The organism is Bradyrhizobium sp. LeoA1Lang, assembly GCF_055413685.1.
Map to the genome: position 1 here is coordinate 44,432 of NZ_JBVAPG010000034.1, position 15,874 is coordinate 60,305.

4 protein-coding genes are annotated in these 15,874 nt (G+C 64.9%); all 4 read right to left on the minus strand.

Annotated elements, in window-relative coordinates; translation table 11 throughout:
• Positions 1 to 359: 359 nt before the first annotated feature.
• The 4 genes from ACZYOF_RS14440 to ACZYOF_RS14455 all read right to left on the minus strand — a co-directional run bounded on the left by ACZYOF_RS14440 (position 360) and on the right by ACZYOF_RS14455 (position 15,497).
• Positions 360 to 12,827 carry a filamentous haemagglutinin family protein gene (locus ACZYOF_RS14440; RefSeq protein ID WP_463716162.1) on the minus strand — a complete coding sequence of 4,156 codons (12,468 nt, stop codon included), beginning with the start codon at positions 12,825 to 12,827 and terminating at the stop codon, positions 360 to 362.
• A gap of 215 nt (positions 12,828 to 13,042) precedes the next feature.
• Positions 13,043 to 14,026, minus strand: a complete 984-nt coding sequence (locus tag ACZYOF_RS14445) for a FecR family protein (RefSeq protein ID WP_463716163.1) — start codon at positions 14,024 to 14,026, stop codon at positions 13,043 to 13,045.
• Between the two features lie 14 nt (positions 14,027 to 14,040).
• Positions 14,041 to 14,646: an RNA polymerase sigma factor gene (locus ACZYOF_RS14450; protein WP_463716164.1), complete on the minus strand. Its 606-nt coding sequence runs from the start codon at positions 14,644 to 14,646 to the stop codon at positions 14,041 to 14,043.
• 185 nt (positions 14,647 to 14,831) lie between these two features.
• Positions 14,832 to 15,497 (minus strand): secretin and TonB N-terminal domain-containing protein, encoded by a 666-nt coding sequence (locus tag ACZYOF_RS14455; RefSeq protein ID WP_463716165.1) that lies wholly within the window; start codon positions 15,495 to 15,497, stop codon positions 14,832 to 14,834.
• Between the last annotated feature and the right edge of the window lie 377 nt (positions 15,498 to 15,874).

Below are 15,874 nucleotides of genomic sequence, written 5' to 3' on the forward strand. Positions count from 1 at the left end.
ATTGGCTGTTGCTAGATTTTCTTGATCTCCCGATGCACACGTCGTGCACATGCTGCCCACTAACCAATTGAAAAATTTGAATTCTCGCTCCAGCCCATCATGGGGGCGCAGCGTCTGCTTCGGCGGCGCGGGAGCGCTACCGCCTTCCCCGCACCGAACCAACTTGCGTTACCTTCCTCAATCATCCGCATGGTGCAAGGCGTAAGGCGCTAGACGCTATGTTGGCCGGCCAAGCGAGTGTTCGACTGGCTTCCGTTTGCCGATATCAGCCAGCTTCCGCGATTCAACAACAAATTGAAGTTGCGTCCGTTGAGGCCGAGCCGCAGCCTCAACGACACGTTCGTGCGCAGGTCCGCCGACTATTGGCGGGCGAGCCGGTGCTGCTCCTCCGGCGTCAGTTTCCGCAATTGATCGTCCGTCAACTGCCCCACGCCCACATACTGGACCGAACTCGTCGGATCGTAGCTCTGTCGACCTTGGTCACGTCGACCCCGCTCCTCACCGCCATCCGGCGAGGTCCCCTCGCCGCCGCCGAACCCGAGGAATTCGACGATGATGATCGACGGACGGTCGTTGGTGCTGGGCGCGATTGGTTGAGCCTGTTGCGTCGCCGCCGTCAGGTTGTTGCTGGTGGACAATGCCGCGACCGGCGGCGCCTGCACCGTGGGAACGCCGGTGACATTGCCCTGCGCCTGGATGTTCGCGGCGTTGACGATCTGCAGCGCCGCGAGGTTGACGTTGCCGGAGGAGCGAATCCCCGCCTCGCCCGCATCGATCGTGCCAAGCGGCGCAATCAGATCGACATTGCCCGCTGCGACACCTGGGATGGGGTTGAGGGTCGCGATGCCGGCACCTGAGGACGGCACGTTTGGCGACAGAGTCACGGCGCCATAATTGTCGTAAACGCGCTTCGCTGGCGTGTAGACGATCGTGCTCTTTGCGCCGCGGCCGGCGTTGATGTCGCCTTCCGCCGACCAGGCGAGGATGTCGCCGCCGAACGTCGTCATGATGCGCGACAGGCCGAGCAGCACGGAACCCTTCGAATAGAAGCCGATATCGCCTGTCCCTTGCGTCACCACGCCCGCCGTGGAGGGCGGCACCTGGCCTTCGACGCCGACGACGATCTGGCCGCCCGGGGCCATGAGCTCGATATCGCCGCCGAACAGCGTCTTCACGCCCGAGCCGCCGAAGAGGGTGATGTCGCCGGCGCGCGCGATTTCGTTTCCTTGCGCATCCTTGTCCGGGAACAGCGTCGCGATCATCTGCCGGCCGCGCAGGTAAGAGCCGTAGCGGCTGCTGGCGGGTTTGTTGTATTCCCGGCCGCCCTCGCGCAGCTCCGCATAATAGACCTGCCGCAGGAAGATGCGCTGCTGCTCCGGCGCAAGGCCGTCGAAATAGGCCAGCGCCTCTTCATCCGTTCCGGTGAAGTCGTAGCGTTCCGCCAGCCAGCCGGACAATTCCTGCGCATAGATCTTGGCGGCCTTGCCCGGCTGGTCAGCAAGCGGACGGGCGGGATCGGCGAGGTTGACCGGGTCGAGATAGCGGGCGCGGATCGCATTCCAGTCCGCGCCCTCCATTCCGGCCATCATGGTGATGGACGCGCCGTCGCGCTTGTCGTTGCTGATGATCGCGCCCACGGAGGTGACGGAGGCCTTGTCCTCCATCTGGATGCCATGGCCCGCAGTGATTTCCAGCGCGCCGGGGCCGGCGACCGTTACATTGCTGTAGACGATGTCGCCGCCGGCCTCGATTAGGGATATATCGGTCAAATTGCTATGCACCGACACGATATCGGCGCTCAATATGTCGCCACCGGCGCGCATCCACACCGGCGCGCCGGCTTCATACCAGGTAAGGACGCTGCGATTGAACCCGAACACTGGCGATCTCCCCTTCATGTCGCGAACGGCCCCGGTCTCAAGGCTGACAATATCGCCCGACACGGCATAGAAGCGCGACGGGGTTGCATTGCCGGCATGGAGCGCGGCGTCGAGCGGCGTATTGGGACCGAAAGCGAACAGCGTTGCGATACCCTTAGTGCCATCAGCCGATAGATTGTGCGCCAGCAACGTTGGATCGGCACCATTGCTGTAAGTGCGATAGCCCGCGAAGGCCGGGCGGAAGGGCGTCGACAGCGCGGTGTCCGCGCCCGAAATGCTGATGCTGTAACTGTGGGTGGGGGCATAGATCGAGCCGCCGGCCAGCAGTTCGAGCTGGCCTTTCGGCGATGGCGCGAGCAGCAGGCCCGAGGCTTGGGGCCCATTGGTCACGTCGAAAGCGCCCTGGCCCAGTTTGATATCGCCGCTGGCGGCGACAGCGCTCAGGATGGAGGGATAGATGAAATATTGGTAGCTAGGGGTAACACCCGCCGGCAGATCCTCCACGCTGACATTGCTGCCCCCAGCGCTGCCCCGCATTTGCGCATTCGGCGTGAGAGTGGGCGTCAAATCGCCGCCGGCGGAGAACAGATTGATGGCGGTATTCCGGGTCCAGAGCGAGAACCAGCCCTCGCCCTGGCCGCTAAAGGCTGCGCCATTATAGGTGAAGGGGGACGTATTCACCAGGCCCACGCGGCCCGGATCGCCCGCGCCGCCCAGCACGAGATCGCCGCGCGTGTCGATAGTGGCGACGGCGTCGCCCAGCATCAGCACCGGCCCGCCCAAGGGGGTGCCACCGGCGGCGACGAACGGGTCATCCGGACGAATACCGCCACCATTCGCGCTATAGCCGTCCTTGACGCCGCCGAGCGCGCCGCTTTCAAACGCGACCGCGCCGCGCAGATTGGTGAAGATGCCGTTGAGATCGAGAAGATGCGAGATCGGCCTCGGATATGTCGCCGTGACGGACTCCAGATCGGAATTGAACGAACCGCCCGCCTTGATCGAGAGATCGCCGCCGCCCGTCAACACAAGATCGCCGCCGACCACGCGCCCAGTCGAGCCGACCGCCGCGACCAGCCCCTGCGAGCGCGCCGAGCGATTGGCGTTGGTGTTGCGGGCGGCATCGCCGCGCGCATCGACCACGCCGGCATTGCCGCCGGCGATGATATCGACATTGCCGCCGCCCAGCGCGCCGAAGCCGGTGAAGCCGACCAGACGTGGCGTGGCGCCCCCTGCGTCGGAGCTGTTCACATAAGTGCCGAAATTGATCCACCAGCTCGTGGCGATGTCATTCACCCCAGCCGTGCCGCTGTTACCCTGCCGCCACAGCCAATTGCCGACCGCGCTGCTGGAATAGAGGGCTGCTTGAAATTTCTCCTTTGTAGCGCTGGCCGAGTCCTTGTCCCAGCTATCGCCACTCACATTGCGGCCGGCGGAAACCAGCAGATTGCCGCCCTGATCGGGATACCACGCCCGATAAGCCGCCAGCGCGGCGCTGTAATCCATGCTTTCATTGACCGTGCCGAGAATGGAATCGGTACCGGCGCGTGTGCCGCGCGGCAGGTTGAAACCCGCGTTGGCGGTCTCGCCGCCCGGCAGCGCGGTCGGCGTACCCGCCGTATAGACGCCGAACATCGACATCATGCGCACATCGCGGCTCGCGAGCAGATTCAGATCGCCGGTGCCGGTGCGCAGCACACTGTAGAGTGGGTATTCCGGGCTGTAGGTGTAGGTCTTCGTGCCACCGCCGCCGCCGCCAACGCAGAAATCGCCAAGTCCGCAGAGTTCTTCCAGACTGACACCAAGAGCCGCTTCTATCGAGGGAAAGCCGGTATAGGCCAAGAATTCTTCCAGCGTCATTCCCTCTACGGCTGGATCGCCCCAAATGTCGGATACGAAAGCCTTCGTGAATCTCAAGACAGATGAATCTTGCACAGAGCCACGCATCCCATAATGCGTATCCGCCAGCACGATATCGCCCTTGCCGGCCACATCGAGCGCCCGCACATCGGCGGAGCCGAGATCCGCTCCCGCCACCGCCGTCATGTCCCACGAGGTCGAGCCTTCCGGCAGCATCGGCGCCAGCGCCCAGTTGCGGCGATTCTGGCGTCCGTCGGCATCGACCGGCCACAGATTGACCGGCTTGTCGTCCACCAGCTCCACCTTGGTCTGGGACGGGATCAGCGCGCCGCGCGCCAGCGTGATGCGTTTGCTGGTATTGAGCGCCACCGGCAGCGGCACGCCCTTGGGCCAAATGAAGGCCGCCATTTTGGCATCCGCATTAAGGCGCGTGCCCGCGCCGAGCCGCGCGCCCGGTGTCAAGGTCAGCGTCTCGCCCAGCACGGTGCCGGCCTTGATGATCGTGCCTGATGATGTCACCACGTCCGCCGCCAGCACCTGACCCGCCACCAGCGTCAGATTGCCGTCAAGCACCATCGCGACCGGCAGAACCGTGCCTGATGGCAATGTCGCCGCGCCGGCCGGGATATCATAATTGAGCACCGCGCCCTGCTGGAACTGCGTTCCCGTATCCAGCACCACGCCATCGATGGGGACCACGATGTCGCCGCCGAACGGCGTCTTGCCGCCGTTCAGATCGTCGCGCCCCTCGGTCAGCACCCAGCCCGCGCCCTTTTCGTCGGGATTATCAGGCGGCGGCGCGAAGCCGTCATTGATGCTGCCATGGATGTTCAAATCGCCCGCCGCGCGGATGACCAGCACACCCGGCTCGCCGAAGCCGCGCAGCGCCGGGTTGAGACGATTGGCGTTGGGGCCGTAGCGATAGTTTGACAGATCGATATCGCCCGAAACCGTCAGCGCGCCGCCGGGATTGGTCGCGGAATTGCTGACGATCTCGACGCCGGGGCGCAAATGATAATCGCCGAGACGTTTCAGACGCGCGGTGAGCGACGCATTGCCGAGCGCGGCGTTGATGAAGGCCTGGCTGTGGCCGTCGATGGTGTCGAGATAGGCTTGCGTGATGAGCTGCGGCCGCGCGCCCGACACGTCGGGCAGGTCCGCCAGCGGCGCATCGTCATAGCTGCGGAAGGCATTGACGGCTGTCGTCTTCGCGCCTGATATCGCGGGTGTCCCCAGAATATCGATCGCCACATCATCCGCGCCCACCCGCGCGGCATTGAGGTCGAGCGTGCCGCGCGCCTTGCCGTCATTCCTGCCCGCGCCCGTGCCTTGCGCGATTTCGGTTCCGGCGCGCAAATCGATTGCCGCATTGGTCCCAAGCGTGAGCCTGCCTTCGCGGCTCGTCAGGTCTACGATGGCCCGGTTCGGGCTGTCGATGATCTTGCCGTAGCTGTCGAAGCGCATCCCCGTGCCATGCGCGTCGAGCGTGCCGTTGAGCGTCAGATCGCCCTTGGCGGCAAGCCGGATCGCGCCGACCTGATAACCGCTGGCGTCGATGCGGCCATTGACGGTGAGGTTGCCGCCATCGACGACGATCTGCACCTCGCGCGCCTTGACCTCGTCGCCAACGGTGAGATCGCCCTGTTTGATCTGGAAGCGCCGCGCGCCGAAGACTTCGCCCGCATTGAGCCGGCTGTTGAGCCCGGCGAAATCCGCCAGGGTCTGCGCCCGCAGCGTTATCTGTGCCGCGTCATAGGGAACGATCGTGCCGCCGGCATCGTATGCGCCGCTGGCGGAACCGAGAATGGTTCCCATGAGATCGACATGCCCCGCCGCAGTCCCCAGCGCCGTAACGCTCATCGCGCCGCCGCGATTGTTCTTCGCCGAGAGATCGATGAGCGAACCCGACGCAGCAAGGATGTTTCCGCCCGTGCTCGCCAATATGAGGTCGCCGCCCCAGCTATATTTGGTGACGTCGAACATCTTGACTGCGCGTCCCGCAAGATCGATGCGGGCCTTGTCGGAAAGCGTGATATCCTGCGCGGCGTTGAGGGCCAGCTTGCCGGAGGCGAAGGCCAGCGTCGTGCCGATATCGATCCTTTGCGCCGCAAGTTGCAGTTCCGCGCCCAGCGTGTCGCTGCCGGCCGTCTTCCCCGCGCCTGACAGCGTGATCGCGCCGCCCGCCGTGAGGCTGTTGACCGAGCCCGCCTCACCGGTGACGAGCGGGCTATTCAGCGTCAGGTCGCCGCCGCTATATTGCCAGCCCTTATCGGCCACATAGTCGCCCTGATGGTGATAGACCGCGAGCGCCCCCTTGCCGCTGGAGGTGATCCGCTCGCTCGCCGTCAGATTGACCGACGCGAAGCCGAGGGCGAGACGATCGGCGGAAACCAGATTATTGGGCTGGGTGTTGGGCGCATAGCCGAGCAGGATGCGGTCGGCCACGATGTCGAGGCTGCCGTCGCCGAGCAGGTCGCGCATCGCCGCACCGGGCGCGGCCGGTGTCGAATAGCCTGGAACCGGGCTGGGACCGGCGGCTGTCGCGCCCGCCCAGATGAACTCTCCGGCGGTGATGGTGACCTTGTCGTCAGCGGAGCCATAGCCGTAGACGGCGGGGGTGCCGAACACCAGCCGCTGGACCGACGATTTGCCGGTGCCGGTGGCGAGCGTGTTCAGTTCAACCGAGCCGAACAGATTGAAGGATTCCCGCGCGTTCAGCACCAGCGTTTCGAGCGCGGGTGTGCCGACGGCGGTGTTGCCCTTGAGCAGGCCCGCCAGCACATCCTGATTGAGCGTCATGCCCGGCGGGAGCTGGCCCGCGGCGCGAGCTGCAGCCAGCCTTTCGCTGGAGCCGAGATTGACGGCGGAGACCCCCAGCACCAGATTGCGCGCGCCATAGCGCAGATTGTCGGCAAGCGTGAAGGCCTTGTCGGTGGAAACGCCGATGGTGCCTTCGGTATAAAGCGTGGTTTCGCCTGAGCAGACCGTGATGCAGCCGCCGATATCGACCGGCACGCTGCCGGGCTGGGTCGGAGCCAGCAAATTGATCCAACCATTGGACACCGCGAGCATGCTCATGTTGCCGCCGCCGAAAATGAAGCCGTCGCTGGAATCATAGCTCGGCGCGCCACGGCCGATCGTGGTGATCGACGCGCCCTGCTCGACCAATATGCGCCCCTCCCCCGGCCTTGCATCGCTTCCCGCGGCGATCAGAAACACCTCCGGCGCCGACAGCACCGCGCCCGAGCGGACGATCACGGAATTGGCGGGGCCGATAAAGCCCACCTGGGTGCCGCCATAGCTCACCACGGGTACGCCGCCGATCGACAGGCGCGATGCGCCGAAGCCGCTGAGATCGCTGGCATAGAGCGCGACGCCGCTCTTGTCCGTCCCCACCGGCTTCTGGCCATCGGCAAGGATTTCAATCGGACGATTTGAAGTGATCCCCACCGCCAGTGTGCCGCCGAAGCCAACGCTTCCGGCCTGCGGCGCGAACAGCGCCTTGCCGTCGAATTTGAGGGCGGGCGTATCGCCCAGCCCCGCGCCCGCCCCCGGCATCAGCATCAGGGTCTTGGCGTCCACGGTCATCATGCCGCGAGCAATGCCGCGCCGCGCCGCATCGGCCAGCACGAAATCATTGTAGCTCTTCTCATTGTAGGACGAATGGGTGCGAACGCTATCGGCCGGGGTGATGATGATCTGGCTCGCCAGCGCGTCGCGTACGCCGGTATTGGCGGTTCCCATGATACCATCAGCGACATAGGAGCCGTTGCCGATGCCGGTGACGCCTGCGAGGCCCATCTGATTGCCCGCGCCGATCTCGACGCGGAACGCGCCCGGCAGCAGCGCATAGGTGGATGGCAGCAGCGTATAGGTGCCCGCCAGCAGGCCCGGCACACCCGAGGGGATCGTCACCTGCCGCCCGATGGCCGGGTTGCCCGCACCCGCATCGGCGGAAACAGGCGCATATCCGCCGGCATAGCCGGGAACGATGGCATAGACGGCATTGCCCGACCGGCTGAAGCCATAGGCGGGATTGGCATTGGCAAGCGCGGTGCGCAGCACATCGACCGAGCCGCCGCGCCCGCTGACGAAGCCCGCGCCGGTGAGGTCACCGCCGCCCGAGAGGTCGAGCGTCGCGCCCTCCCGCACATCGACCGCGACGCCGTAGAGCGAAATCCCGCGCTTGGGCTCATCGCCTGAGCCGCGGGGGCTTATCCCGTCCGGCTGGACCTCCACGCCGTTGTAGCGATAGACGATGCCATCCAGCGTGCCGCCATAGGGCATGGTGAGTCCCGCCGCGCTGACCGAGGTCAGGCTGCCCGGCAGGAAAGTGACGTGCGCTTTGATTCCCTCGGCGACCGAGAAGGGGGCGGTGCCGATCTGGAGGCTGCCATGGGGCGCGCGGACCACGCCGCCCTGCTCGATATAAGCAGCGCCAAGCATGAGCGTGCCGAAGACGGAATACGGCACATCGGGCGTCGCGCCGCCGATGGAGCGGATCGTCAGCCGGCCGTTCGGGTCGGTGATTTTTACGTCGGTAACGCTCCCGGCGGAGATGGGGATGGCGCCGGCTATGATCCTCGCCGTCGCGCCGGTGGCCGGATAGATTTGCGCCGCCGTAAGCGTCAGATTGCCGGGCACGACCAATTGCGTCGGCCAATTGCCCGCGTTCACATCCGCATTATAGCCATTGAGCAGCCTTATATCGCCCCGGCTCGTGAGCGCCGTTTCGCCGAAGCTGGAAAGGAAAACATTGCCGCCGATATCGATCAGGTCGGCATCGACGGCCAGCCGAGCTCCCGGCCTCGCCGCAGTAGGCGCCGGGGTCGGCTTGATGATGTTGGCGCCAGAGAACAGGGTAGGATAATAGGTCTGCGCCAGGCGCACATAGGGAGCTGATATCGCCACTGCCGCCCTGTCCGGCGCCGACCCGGCCAAGGCGAGGCCACCAAAGAGCCGGAAGCTGCCGCGCAGCGCCAGGCTCAAATCGCCCTCGGCGAAAACCGTGCCCGCCAGCGACAGATGATCGAACCCGCCCGCCTCGATGCGGTCCTTGCCCAGCCGCGCGAAGCCATAGGTGAGGCCCGCATCGGCCGCGCCCGCCGCAAGACCCGGCGACAGCACGCTTTCGCCCTGTGTTTGCGCCAGCGTGATCACGCGCGGGTTAAGAAGTGCCGGATCGACCGGCGTGCCGTTCCTCCATTCGGCGCCGGTAAACGCAATGCCGAGCGTGCCGCCCGAAGCGCCTGCCCCGCCCGCCGCCGCGCGCATCACGCCGTCGAGATAAAGACCGTTGGCCGACCGCAGCACGATCGAGCCGCCATCGCCCGCGACCGTCACCGGCTGTCCGGCAGCGCCAAGACCGCTTTCCGGGATATCCAGCACCGCGCTTGCGCCCGACGCATCGAGCACCGCGCCGGGACGGATGATCAGGAAGCGGTCCGATGGACGGTTGGTATTGGTCTTCACATCTTCCCAGTCGATCGTGCCGCCGATCTCGATGCTGCCGCCATCCTGCGCCACGCCATAGCGGCGGTCCCTGCCGTCGCGCGCTACATAGGCGCGGCCCGCCACATCCAGCACCGCCTTGTCGCCGATCCACACCGAGGTGGGTTTGGCGGTGCCGTCATAGCCGGGAAGGCTCGGATCGGTAATGGCAATGCGGCCGCCATAGGCGTTCAACCGCCCATTGATGGTGATTTGGCCCCCGCCGCTGAGCTCGATCTTCTGGCCCGGATCGACGGTGACGACCGCGCCTTCGCTTATTTCGACCGGCGCTTTCACCGCCACATAAGGCCCGCCGGAACCAAGCTTCAGGCTGGCGCCGGCGCGCTGGGTGAGCACCCCCTTGACCGCATTTTCCTGCCACAGCGGCGGCGTCCATATCTCAAGCGCGCTCGACGTATCAGCGGCGGAGGGTACGCCGAAGCCCCCATCCTTGACCCGGTAGACAGGCGCGAACACATCCAGCGCCGCGCCTTCCGCCACCTTGACGCCGCCATAGCCGGTAATGTCATATTTTGAGAAACCGGACTGGAACAGATCGGTGGCAAGCGACAGACCTTGCGACGATCCGCCGCCGATCACGACCGCCAATGCCGTCTCGATTTGCAGCGTGCCGCCGCCTTTCACGCCATAACCGGCGATATCGCCATCAAGCTTCAGCGTGCGATTGGAACCGACGGGGCCATTCTTGGGCGCTCCGGAGGCGAGAATGATATCGCCGCCCGCGCCGCCGACGGTCTTGTTCGTCTCCTTCAAGGCCGCGCCCGAGGACACGTCGATCCGGCTACCCTTCTCCATCGTCACATTGGCGCTGGTGGCCAGGAAGACATCGCCGCCGTCGATATGCGCCAGCTTATTGGTATCGGCCGGTTCAACGACGGCATTGACCCACAGACCGCGCACATCCAGCATCGCGCCCTCGCGCAGCGTGATGGAAGCCGCGCCATCAGCATCGAACAGCTCGCCGGGAACGGCGGCGCTATCAGGGTGGATCGCGAACCAGTTGGTCGCGCGGATCGAGCCGCTGCGCGCCGTGATATCGGCGGCGATGTCGGTGGTGGGCGCAACCAATGTCAGCACGCCGCCATCGGCCAGCGTCAGATCGCTCTCGATGCCGATTTTGCCGCGCGTCTCCAGCGTCAGCCCGCCGAGCCGGGCCTCGTTCAGGCGGCCGGCATCGAACCAGGCGGTGCCGGTGCGCTCGCCGGACAGCGCGGCGTCGCTCGTCAGATTGACGGTGACGTCGGCGACATCGCCGATCCTGACGTCCACCGCATAGGGCCCGTTGTTCCCCGCCGTCAGGTCATAGCGCCCCAGCACGAGCGAGCCGGCCTGCGCGATCGTATTTTGCGCAGCCTTGTAACCATCAGTGATGCCTTCGGGCCGCGCCTGCTGCTGCCGCTCGCCGGTGACGACGTCGGCGAGGATGTCGCCCTCGAACACCGCCGTCGGCGTGGACAGAATCAGCCGTCCGGCATCGCGCCCGACCGTGTAGCCCTCCTCCCAACGCACGCTCTCGCGGCCGCGGCCGAACGGGCTGGTCCAGACCTCGGTGACGTTCCAGCGCTCGTGCTTGCGGATGAAGCCGCTGCCAAGACCATAGAAGGTCATGTCGGCGCGGGCATCGTTGATGTTGTAGAGCCGCCCGTCGGCCCCGAGGAAGTTCGTGGTGCGGATATAGCCGGCCTCATAGCGGATCGAGCCGCCCGAGATGTCGAACACCGATCGGGCCTGCGCGATCACCGCCGGCGCCGACAGCGTGATGGTGCCGCCAACTGCGCTCCATTCGCCGATCCTGTGCCGGATGTTGGCGAGATGGCCGCCGAGTTCGAGCAGACCGCCCGGCGTGTAGTAGCGATCGCCCTCATAGCCGCCCGTGCCCGACGGGACATAGGTCAGATCGCGGATATCGACCCAGACGTCGGCGTTCTTGAGCGCATTGCTGTCGCGGTTCTGCGGCGAATCGCGCAGCTCGTTGCCCTGGATGTTGACCATGATGTTGTTGGCGGACATCGCCAGCGACACGTCGCGCACGCCGGAGACGTCGATCGTGGCGCCGCTCTCGGTGAAGATGCGGCCGCCGGCGGACACCGCGACCTGTCCGCCCTGCGCGATGGTCAGCGAACCTTGCGTTGCGCCCTTGAAGATCACATTGCCGCCGGTGACGATCTCGATGCGCGACTGATCGAGACGGTCGGCAAGCAGGGACAGGTTGTTGAACGCGTCGCTCGCCGACTGGCTGCGCTGCTGGTTCGCGGCGGCGGACGCTGCGATCAGCGTGTCGCGCTGGCTGTTGAGTGCGGTCTCCTCGCTCTCGAGCTCGGGGATGACGGTGGTGACACTGCCCGCGCCGAGCGTGACGCTGCCCAGCGTGTCGGTCGCGGCGTTGAGGAGATGGATGGTGCCGCGGGTATTGACCGAGGTCGAGGCGACGAGGATGCCGTTCTGCTCGATGGTGCGGCCGGCGAGCGTGATGTCGCCCTGTGCGCTGAAGACCATGCCGTCATTGCGAACGAGTCCGGCGAGGCTGCCGGCCCGCAACACCGGCGCGATCTCGTTGCCGCGGGTGGTCGATGCGATGTTCTGGTCGGTGCCATAGCCCCGCCGCAGCACGAAGTCGTCACCCGCGGCGAGCTGGGTCTGGCCGCTCGGCGTGGTGATCGCGCCGGCATTGATGACCTGCCCGCCCATCAAGAGCACGAAGCCGCCGCCGGATGTGACGGACGCCGGTGCGCGCGTCTCGATCTGTGCACCCGCTTCGACCTTGACCACCCCGCCGCCCGTGCCATTGCCGAGCAGCGCCGCCGCGTCGGTGAAGCTCGGCGTCCAGGTTGATCCCGTCTGCGTTGAATAGATGCCCTTCAGAAATTGCTCGTCCGACATCTTCGCCGTCGATGCGATCAGCGCACCGACATTGATCTGGCTTCCGCCGCCGAAGATGATGCCGTTCTGGTTGATCACGTAGACCGAACCATCGGCCTTGATATTGCCGAGGATCTGGCTCGGCCGCGCATCCGTGCCGAGCACCCGGTTGAGTGCGACCCAGTCGCGGTTGCCGTGCTGCTCAAACCGCAGATCGGTCCGAGCGCCGACGTTGAAGGTGTCCCAGGTGAGAATGGCCTTCTGCTGGGTCTGCCCGATATTGACCTTGACGCGGTCGCCGTCCGTGAACTGTGTCGGCAGGTTCGCCCCCTGCCACAGGTCGGTTCCCGGAACAGCGCCGGCCGCCCGCTGCAGTCCACCGACGACCAAGCCATTGGGGACCGAAGACGCATTCACTGCGGCGCGCGCGGCATCACGGGCCGCCTGCTGGCTGGCCTGCTGCGCCTGGATCGCGAGCGTCGCCCGCTTGAGTGCATCCGAGGACTGACTCGCGGCGCGGGCGGCTTCCTGTTGCGCCGATTGCGCTGCCGCGATCGCCGCTGCCGACGGTGTCGGCGCCTGTCCACCCAAGGGACGAGCTATCGCGACCGGGTCGGAGAAGAACAGCGCCGCCACACTGACGCCGGTGAGCAATGCAGCGCGGCGCGCATTGCGGTAGGCGGAGATTGATGAAGCGGTGGCAGCGGGGCGAGACATGGGCGGGCACTCTCCAAGAGACAGATCCAGGCCGCGCCGTTCTGGCGCCGCCTGGTCGTCAGGCATTTCGACCGCCTAAAGACGTTTCAGCCCCCTATGAGAGGAAATGGATTCAGCGAATAATTTCTGGTGGATCGATCCCGAGGCTCGCGATCTCGCGCTTCCCGCGAAAACAGGTCGCATCGTCGACAGGAATACTCAAAGGTATCATGATATCAGGTCAGCACGACAAAGCCGCCGCCGATCGGCGTGGCCTTGGCGCCGAAGACCTCCTGAAACTGAGCTAAAACGGCATCGAGACGGTCGAGCTTGAAGCGTGCCGATACTCTGCGCTCGCCGAGAGCCGCATTCATCAGGATGATCCGGCCGGCGCGATAGCGGTTGACCTCCTCGATGACACGCGCCAACGGCTCATCCTGAAAGATCAGAAGTCCATCGCGCCAGGCGGCCACGACTTCGGGGGCAACCGCGGCAATTGGTCCGAGATCGTGCGCGGCATAGATGATCTGCTCACTCGGCCGGAGGATCGCGGTGCGTCCACTGCAATCGACCTTGACCATCCCGGCAAGACACGCCACGCGCACCTCGGCGCCATCGCAACGCACAGTGAATTGTGCATTGCTCGCAGCGACCTGCCCCGCTGCGGCATGCACGACCACCGGGCGCTGTCCGGCCGACACCGCGGCTTCGCCGGCGACCAGCTCGATTTTGTTGGCTGTCTCTGTTTGCTCGCGCACGTTCAGGCTCGTCCGCGTGTTGAGCTCGATCGAAACCCGATCCGCAAGCTCGATCTTGCGTTGCTCGCCGGTTCCAGTGCGGTAATCCGCCGCCAATTCGTTGAGCGCGGGCCACAATTCGAGGGGTGGCCGGACGACCATGATGCCCGCGACGGCCGCCGCCGAAGCGGCCAATGTGCCGCCCAGGAACGCACGACGTCCGATCGGCCGGCTGATACCCGGAATTCGGATTGTTGCAGCTTTATCTACCGCATGCGCTGACGCCTCCAACGGCGAGCCGAGCATGCCCCACAACTGGCAGGCTTGCGCATAGGCTTGCGCGTGAAGCGGACTTTCCGCACACCAGCGTTCGAGCGCGCGTAGATCAGCTTCCGTCACCTTCCCGGTGGAAAGATGGACGACCCAGTCCTTGGCCTTGCGTCGCAATGCTTCATGCGGGACGGACCGTTCGTCCATCGTCATCGCCGGATATCCATTCACCGTCCATCATCCCGCTTTGGGGGCACCGGTATGGGTGGAAGGTGGTTTGCTTTATCTATGGACGTTTGTGATGAGCCCGACAGGAAACGATTTGTCGTATCTTTTTCAAGCTGGGCTTCGCAAAGGTCGAGCGCGCGACGCAATTCTATGCGCACCATGCGCGCCGTGATGCCGAACCGGTCCGCAATGTCCTGCTGAGACTGTCCCCGGAGCCGTGCGGCGATCAGGATTTCACGCGTGCGCTCAGGCAGGGCGTCGATTGCGGTCTGCAGTGCTTTCAGCTGGAGGCGCGCTTCAGCCTCACGCTGCGGCCCGGGCGCCGGATCAGGAATTTCAAGGGCGGCTTGCACGTCGGCACGGCGCGCGCGCCTCGTCTCCATACGGCGACGATCTGTCGCGATATTGACCGCCGTGCGCATAACATAACCGGTTGGGCTCTGGATGGAGGCGGATTCATCCTGGCGATGGAGCTGCAGCCATGTCTCGTTCAGGCTTTCGCTGGCGAGTTCTTCCGAGCCCAAGCGGCGCGTCAGACGCGCGCGAAATTCGTCATATCGGTTGGCGAGCAGATCACGAAGCGCCGCCCAAGTCGTGTTGCCCATTGGCCCGCCCGGTACTCAGGGCTGCGCCAGCGAATGCTTGCTCTGAAATCTTCGCAAATTCAAGCGTCTGGCCCAAACCCGAGCGTGTCGGAAAGTAGAGGAAAATTCTGGTAACAAGGAAATGTAACAGTTAGACAACACAGCGCCCAGCGGTAGCCGCCGACCGTAACGGGCAAATGGCGTGTTCACCGCCCGCCACTGCACTCCGGAGACTGCAGTGGCGAACGGGGCACGATCGTGAGCGTGACCGGTTGCGTCATGCCGGCTGGCGGAAAGACAGCGATCCGCACGTTCTGCAATTGTGCGATCAATGCTTCGTCATGATGCGCATTGCCGGTTGAGCCGAGCAAGGACGCACGCTGCAGAACACCGGCAGGCGTGATCCAGAGCTGCAAAGCCATCCGATAGCCGCCTGGCTGGGTATCGGTGTTCCCACACAGAGCGCCGAGAACCCCTGCCTGCAACGCGCCAAGAAATCTCGCGTCCGGGGCAACGAGAGCGGCGCTGCCAGGCTGTTCGCGGAGCGCCGGCGCGATCGTAATGGCATCTACATCGGTCCTGCGGCCGACAAGGCCAGTGCCAGCCAACAGGACCCGCAACGCACTCTCCTGGGCGAACGAACCTTTGATTGCCGCCGACGTCTTGCCCGCGGCCAGGGCCGTCTCATAGAGAACCTGCACGCCGGTTATTGCCCCATATGCGCTGAGCGCCGCCGCAAGCGGTTGCGACGGAATATCAAAGACCACCTCCTCGCCGCCTTGCGCGGCCTCGTTCCTCGGCTGGGCGAGCACGCACACGCTGCTCCATGCCAGCAACAATGAGGCGACGAGAACGCAGGCGAGATCCGTCACTAGTGCAGTTCGACGTACCATTCTTCCATCCGTCTCGTGCGCCAGAGAGCAGTAAATCTCTTTTCGACGGATCTGCCGTCGGAGGGACGTTCCTATTGCCATTCCTTGCACGGCATAACGGAGCCACTACTTGAGAGGCGTACAATTTGCGAGGAAAATCAATACGCATTCCGACAAGACCATCAAACCGACGTTGCACCTACAGTAGTTTTTCTCTTTGTCGGAACAACCGCTTTTTGGCCGAAGATCAGAGCTATGGCGGAATCTGGGTGATGACGGCCTGAGAAGGGCGGCGTATCGAGGCGGGTAACCAGCCAGCCAGAACCTCACATGGGATGGTTCGTGTCAAGGCCATCAATCGCAATGCATCAGCAGTC